The 6,536-nt window shown below is 41.0% G+C and carries 7 protein-coding genes; all 7 read right to left on the reverse strand.

What is annotated here, in order from left to right; genetic code table 11:
• On the reverse strand, positions 1–456 hold a 456-nt coding region (locus EXE30_RS15575), incomplete at its 3' end, for a 3-oxoacid CoA-transferase subunit A (RefSeq protein ID WP_130163192.1).
• A gap of 165 nt (positions 457–621) precedes the next feature.
• A complete protein-coding gene (catA, locus tag EXE30_RS15580; protein WP_130163193.1) occupies positions 622–1,542 on the reverse strand; it encodes a catechol 1,2-dioxygenase in 921 nt (306 codons plus the stop codon).
• A 150-nt stretch (positions 1,543–1,692) separates the two neighbouring features.
• Positions 1,693–1,983 (reverse strand): muconolactone Delta-isomerase, encoded by a 291-nt coding sequence (catC, locus tag EXE30_RS15585; protein ID WP_130163194.1) that lies wholly within the window; start codon positions 1,981–1,983, stop codon positions 1,693–1,695.
• A gap of 12 nt (positions 1,984–1,995) precedes the next feature.
• Complete coding sequence (locus tag EXE30_RS15590) at positions 1,996–3,111, reverse strand: muconate/chloromuconate family cycloisomerase (protein ID WP_130163195.1); 1,116 nt, start codon at positions 3,109–3,111, stop codon at positions 1,996–1,998.
• Between the two features lie 33 nt (positions 3,112–3,144).
• Positions 3,145–4,176: an anthranilate 1,2-dioxygenase electron transfer component AntC gene (gene antC, locus EXE30_RS15595; RefSeq protein ID WP_130163196.1), complete on the reverse strand. Its 1,032-nt coding sequence runs from the start codon at positions 4,174–4,176 to the stop codon at positions 3,145–3,147.
• Positions 4,177–4,188: 12 nt separating this feature from the next.
• A complete protein-coding gene (gene antB, locus EXE30_RS15600) occupies positions 4,189–4,680 on the reverse strand; it encodes an anthranilate 1,2-dioxygenase small subunit (RefSeq protein ID WP_130163197.1) in 492 nt (163 codons plus the stop codon).
• A gap of 2 nt (positions 4,681–4,682) precedes the next feature.
• The gene (gene antA / locus EXE30_RS15605) at positions 4,683–6,098 is read right to left on the reverse strand and encodes an anthranilate 1,2-dioxygenase large subunit (protein ID WP_130163198.1); all 1,416 of its coding nucleotides are present in this window, start codon (positions 6,096–6,098) and stop codon (positions 4,683–4,685) included.
• Between the last annotated feature and the right edge of the window lie 438 nt (positions 6,099–6,536).

Consider the following 6,536-nt stretch of genomic DNA (forward strand, 5'->3'; position numbering starts at 1 on the left):
AGCTTTGATGGGAGATTCAAGGACATAGTCTTTACCATCGATATGACGGGTTTCTTTACCTTCTGCCAATAATGTTCCGAAGCCTGTAGGCGTAAATACCGCACCTAAACCCATACCCGCGGCTTGGATACGGCAAGCGAGATTGCCTTGTGGGACAAGTTCTAATTCGATTTTTCCTGCATGGTAGAGTTCATCGAATACCCATGAATCAGACTGGCGTGGGAAAGAACAAATGATTTTACGGACCGCACCCGTTTTTAGAAGTTTGGCAAGACCATAATCGCCATTGCCTGCATTATTATTGACGATCACCAGATCTTTGACCCCGAGTTCAATGAGTCCATCGATCAGTTCAGCGGGTTGTCCTGCGGTGCCAAAACCACCAATCATGATGGTTGAACCGTCTTTTATTTGGGATAGAGCTTCTGCTAAAGAAGCGTGTGATTTATTGATCATACAATAATCCTTTTGATTAGAAACATGACAAAGTTTCTATCCTCAGCTATCTATAAAATATGTAGGCGGGGGGATTAAATAGTTAAGGATAGAAATGAGTGCATATATTGGTGAGATGAGCCGCTAGAACCAAGATAGAACTCGGTTCTAGCGTGTAATAGGGTTTTAAGCACAAGCGCGACGACGTTCAACTTCATTTGAAGGAACTGAAGCCACATCTTTCACTAACTCAATATTGAAGGTAATGTGCTTGAATGGTTTCTCTAAACCACGACGCTGAATCTCAGCTTCATCTGTCACATCTACAGCGGTTGCAACTAAACCATCACGTGTTGCAAATGCAAAGTCATCCCAAAGATATTGATCACCTTCAATGTTGAATTGAGTGGTGAGTTTTCGAAAATCGGGTGCAGAAACGAAATAATGTACATGAGACGGGCGGTTGCCATGACGACCTAACTTGTTCAATACAAACTGTGTTGTTCCTTCAGGCGGACAACCGTATCCGACAGGCATAGTGGTCAATGCAACATATTTGCCTTCAGCATCAGAAAGTATGGTACGGCGCAAATTGAAATCCGACTGAGACTTATCAAAGAATGAATAATTTCCTAAACTATTCGCATGCCACATTTCAACTTTGGCACCTTCAATGATATTGCCATCGGTATCAGTTACCGTACCTTCGATAATCAAGGTATCAATTTTGTCTGTCTCTGAACCATCATCCATACGTGCAAAGCCTACAGATTCAGGTGCACCTGCCACATACAGTGGACCTTCAATGGTCCGCGGTGTACCGCCCATTACGCCTGCTTTAGCATCGGCTTCATCAGCACGTAAATCTAAATAATGTTCTAAACCCAAACCTGCAGCGAGTAATCCCAATTCATTGGCTTGACCTGCATCGGTAAAATATTCCAGACCTTTCCATACTTCTGATGGTTGAATATCTAAATCTTCAATGGCTTGGAATAAATCACCGAGTAAACGCACTACGATACTTTGAACACGTTGATCTACTTCGCCTGTCGCAGTATCAACATTCATTTTTTTCACTAATGCATCAATATCCTGACGATTCATATGATTTCTCCTTAACTATGCATATCGCGTTTGTGGTAGGCAAACGGGCTATTCAAAAAATACCCGCGTTAAGCCGTGCCACTGTCCTTATTTCTATGAGACTCTGCGAATCTTATTACTCATCAGAGTCGTTATTGGTTGTTTTGTGAATTAACGATCATCCTCACGGATTGAAGAGGGATGACGGTTCAAAGCCATCACTTCAATCGCCATGTAGGGATATAACGGCAAGCCTTGTAAAATGTTGTGAAGCTCTTCGTTGCTGTCCACATCAAAAATACTGATGTTTGAATACTGTCCCGTAATCCGCCAAATGTGACGCCACTTACCTTGACGCTGTAAATCTTGTGAATAAGCTTTCTCAACCGCTTTAATTTGATTGGCTTGTTCAGCAGGCATCTCTATAGGAAGATGCACATCCATACGAACTTGAAATAACATGCATTTTCTCCTTTAAGCTTTACGACGCAACTGCTCGATTTTGTCTTCGTCAATATCGATGCCTAGACCTGCAGAATTTGGCACCACCAATTCAAAATTTTCATAACGCAATGGTGTTTTTAAAATGTCTTGAGTAAGTAAGAGTGGACCAAACAACTCTGTACCAAAGGCAAGACTGTCAAAAGTACTAAAGGCATGCGCTGAAGCGATGCTGCCGATCGGACCTTCCAACATGGTGCCGCCATACAGATCAATTCCCGCTAACTTAGCGATTTTGGCCACTTCACAAGCCTCGATCAGACCACCTGATTGCTCAACTTTCACAGCAAAAACATCTGCCGCATGCTGTTTCGCTAAACGATAAGCACTGTCAGGACCTGTCAAAGCTTCATCTGCCATGATGGCCACATCAAAACGCTGCGTTAGGCGAGCCAACACTTGAGTTTGTTCAATCGCACAAGGCTGTTCGATCAAATCAATGCCACCATCCTGCAACTGTTGAATGCCTTGAATACATTCCAATTCTGACCAAGCACGATTTACATCAACACGAATACTGATTTCAGTCCCTAATGCTTTTTTAATGGCAATCACATGATCGACATCGTGTTGCACAGGATTGGAACCGATTTTTAACTTGAAAATATTGTGGCGTTTGAGCTCAATCATTTTTTGAGCTTCAGCGATGTCTTTTTCAGTATCACCCGAAGCCAAAGTCCAAAGCACAGGGAGACGATCTCGTAGACGACCACCCAATACTTCGCTCAATGGCAAATTGAGTTGTTTCGCTTGAATATCCAAGAGCGCAGTTTGAATAGCGCATTTTGCAAAGCGATTGCCATTGATACTTTTACGAATCAATTTGAGTGTTTGAGCCACATTTACTGAAGATTTGATCGACAATAAGAGCGGGGCAAAATAAGTATCGATATTTGCTTTGACACTTTCAGGGCTTTCTTCACCATAATTCAGTCCACCGATGGTGGTTGCTTCACCCCAACCAATCAGGCCGTCCACTGTCGTGATTTTCACTAACACCAAAGTTTGGGTTTGCATGGTGGTCACAGACAGCTTGTGTGGGCGTATTGTTGGAATATCAACTAATATGGTTTCGACGGATTTATACATTGCTCTCATCCAATTCTCAGGAGATGCTTAAGTTCAATTACGAGAGGTATTGCTCTGTAAAAATTTCTCACTGTAAATACGATAATTTTGAAGTGTTTGTTGGTCTAACCATGTTTTAACAGCTTCAATCATTGGCGGTGGGCCGCACAAATACATATCAAACGCTTGCTCTGCCAATTGATCTTTATTTAAGTGTTCATGGATATAACCGGCTTTACCTTGCCAATTTTCTGAAGCTTTAGTCACAATGGGGTGATAGCTAAAGTTCGTAAGTTTCTCTGCGTAGGCGTGAAGACGAGATTGTTCGCATAAATCATTTTCACTGGTTACCCCGTAATACAATTGAACGGATGGGGCATTTGGCTGTTCTGCGAGATTATCCAGCATGCCTAAGAAAGCAGATAAACCTGTGCCACCAGCCACAAAAACTAAAGGACGTTCAACTTCACGTAGATAAAAACTACCTAGTGGTGCTTCAATAAACAGACTTTGACCTACCTGACAGCGATCACGTAAGTAATTGCTCATTACACCGTCTGGCAGCAGACGAATCAGAAACTGCAATTGATTGGTTTCATTGGGTCTATTCGCAAATGAATAAGAACGCCAGTCCTCGGTTTCAGGAATTTGTAGACGTGCATATTGACCAGGCAGAAATTGTAGTTTCTCTTTATAGCGACTCGCATCGAGATGCAAGATAGCGGTTGTCTCTGAAACAAGCTCAACATTTGTGACTTTGGTTTCAATTTTTAATGTTTCGCCTGCATTACAAATCGTTGAATCATGATCAAAGAAAAATGCTGCATTTGATTTCACGCGTGTCTGACAAGCCAGCATTTTACGTTCGGCAAGGTCACGTTCACTTAAAGCGTCCTCATCGACATAGTCTTGTTCATAAATGCCTGTTTCACATTGTCCTTGGCAAGTCGCACAGACACCTTCACGGCAATCAAGAGGAAGATTAATTCCTTGACGAATGGCAGCATCGAGCAGCAATTCATCATTGTTTACGGAAATAAAAAAGGTTTTACCATCGGCAAAATTAAGTGCAACTGAATGTCCCATTTTTAGTCCCCCTTAAACGTGATAGAAATCTAAAACGGAATCAATTTTGTCATTCAGTAAAATGCTGTGTTGACGGCGAATACGGAAACTACTTTCAGTTTGTCTAAGGAGGTAAGTGCTACGACCATAGAAACATCCTTCTAATCCTTGGCGGTTATATAAGGTATGCCACGCCACATGAGCTTCAATTAGCCCATCATTCAGTACATTCACCTGCACATTGTTAATGCTGTGCAAGGTACGTGGTAAAGGGGTTGCTGAAGCAGCTTTACCTGTACGAATACGGAATACACGATCTTCCAAACCAGAACGATCCGCATAGTAGATATAAGATAAGCCCTGATTTGGGTCTTGAACATAATTATGGTCATCAATCCATTGCGGGATATGGTATTCGCTATCTTCATCATAAAGTTCAAGATAAGCATCCCAATCATACGCATCACACAGTTCGGCTTTTTTATATAAAAACTGAGATACAGCAAAATGTAATTCTTGTGACATGATTACACCTCGTCCATGACAGTATTATTTTCAAAAGTAATATCGTGCATTTTTAAGGCTTTTTTATTTAAGCCATGCAACATCATTTGTTGCCAATGCCCATGCTGATTGACGTATAAGCCTTCGTGGGTAAACTCGCGTCCAGTAATGACAGGTTGAATTCCTAAATCCTGTGCATTTTTAGTTGTGCCATATTCCCAAGCCTGACAGCCACGAGAGATATCGCTCCAACGCTCAAGACGAGCTTGAAATCCCTTTTGTTGCTCACGGAACTCCACCAAATCATCAGGTGTACCTAAACCAGAGACATTAAAGAAATCTTCGAATTGACGAATGCGATTACGACGGGCTTCTTCAGATTCTCCCTTAACCCCAATACACTGACTGATGACTTCTGTTTTATTCCAAGCCACAGGACGGATAATACGAAGTTGTGAACTGATTTGATCCATGAAAAAAAGGCTAGGGTACAAGTTTAGATTTCTTAAGCGATGCATTGCCCATTCAGCATATTTTTCACCATACTTTTCAACCATGTATGGCATAACCGTGCTGTAGCCTGGTCGAACAGTTGGGTTCGGCATATCACTGAATAAAACACTGTGACCGTTCTTAAAGCTAAACCAGCCATCATCGGTTTCAGAATCGCCTGCACCTAATTTGCTATAATCTAGTGTATCTAGCTCATCACCTTTAGCAGCATTGACTTGCTGACGATGTTGTACTGTAGACACGTAGTTATAATGAACGGTACTGACGTGGTAGCCATCTAAACCATTTTCATTCTGTAGTTTCCAGTTTCCTGCAAAGGTATATGAAGATTTGCCTTGCAAAACCTCTAACTCACCAGTTGGGGACTGGTTGACCATCAAATCTATGAATAGTTTTGCATCGCCCAAGAAATCTTCTAAACGATCTGTCGCTTGAGTATCTAGACTAACAAAGACAAAACCTCGATAACTTGTAATACGTCCTTGTTTGAGCCCACGACTAGCTTTATCAAAATCTTCGCAATATTCACTTGGCGCCTTAACTTTAACTAAGCGACCATCAGATTTATAACACCATGCGTGGAACGGACAAGTAAACGTCGATTGATTCCCTTTTGTGACTCGAGTTAATGTAGCACCGCGGTGTTCGCAAGCATTGACCATCGCATGCAGTTCACCTTTGCCGTCGCGGCTAACAATGATAGGCTGACGCCCTATTTGTACCGTAACAAAATCATGATTGTTTGGAATCTCACTTTCATGACATGCATAAATCCATGCCTTTTCAAAAATAAGTTCCATTTCTAATTCAAAAAGTTCTGGTTGGGTAAACATCTCACGTGCGATACGAAAGACTTTGTCATTTGGGCGAAAATCGATACACCCCTTAATGAAATCATTCCATTGTTTTAAACTAGGCGAGTCCATATGCTTAAACCTCCATTCATAAGCAATCAGCTTTTATTCGATTGAACCGTGATTAAGCATTTGCCTCTATCCATTTTTTCCAAATCTTTATCCAGTTTGTGCTGATTGTTTTTATTTTGTCGGACTGAGTAAATGCATTTAGTCTGAGGGTTTTTTGATCGCTACTTTTGTTTTAAGTTTTTGATATTCATTTGTTTTTTTATGCTGCTGTTTTTGTGAAGTTTAAAGAATATATATACAGTTAGTTTGTGGCTTTATTATTTTTAATAAATATATATGCTTATTTGTCTATAAATAGGCGTGTACTGGTTTGAGAAAAACCATTATCAAAAAACTGAGCAATTGTTGAGAAGACGGAAATAATGAAGAAAATTACTAAAAAAGCTGCTAAAAAAATAATTTGTCACAAATAGACGAAACTGTCTGAGCACAAGCGCG

Origin of the sequence: Acinetobacter halotolerans (assembly GCF_004208515.1) — a bacterium.
GTDB classification, from domain to species: Bacteria; Pseudomonadota; Gammaproteobacteria; order Pseudomonadales; family Moraxellaceae; genus Acinetobacter; species Acinetobacter halotolerans.

Excerpts from the sequence above, each read along its gene's own strand:
- catA (WP_130163193.1), bottom strand. The coding sequence starts at position 1,542 with ATGAATCGTCAGGATATTGATGCATTAGTGAAAAAAATGAATGTTGAT.
- catC (WP_130163194.1), bottom strand. The coding sequence starts at position 1,983 with ATGTTATTTCAAGTTCGTATGGATGTGCATCTTCCTATAGAGATGCCT.
- EXE30_RS15590 (WP_130163195.1), bottom strand. The coding sequence starts at position 3,111 with ATGTATAAATCCGTCGAAACCATATTAGTTGATATTCCAACAATACGC.
- antC (WP_130163196.1), bottom strand. The coding sequence starts at position 4,176 with ATGGGACATTCAGTTGCACTTAATTTTGCCGATGGTAAAACCTTTTTT.
- antB (WP_130163197.1), bottom strand. The coding sequence starts at position 4,680 with ATGTCACAAGAATTACATTTTGCTGTATCTCAGTTTTTATATAAAAAA.
- antA (WP_130163198.1), bottom strand. The coding sequence starts at position 6,098 with ATGGACTCGCCTAGTTTAAAACAATGGAATGATTTCATTAAGGGGTGT.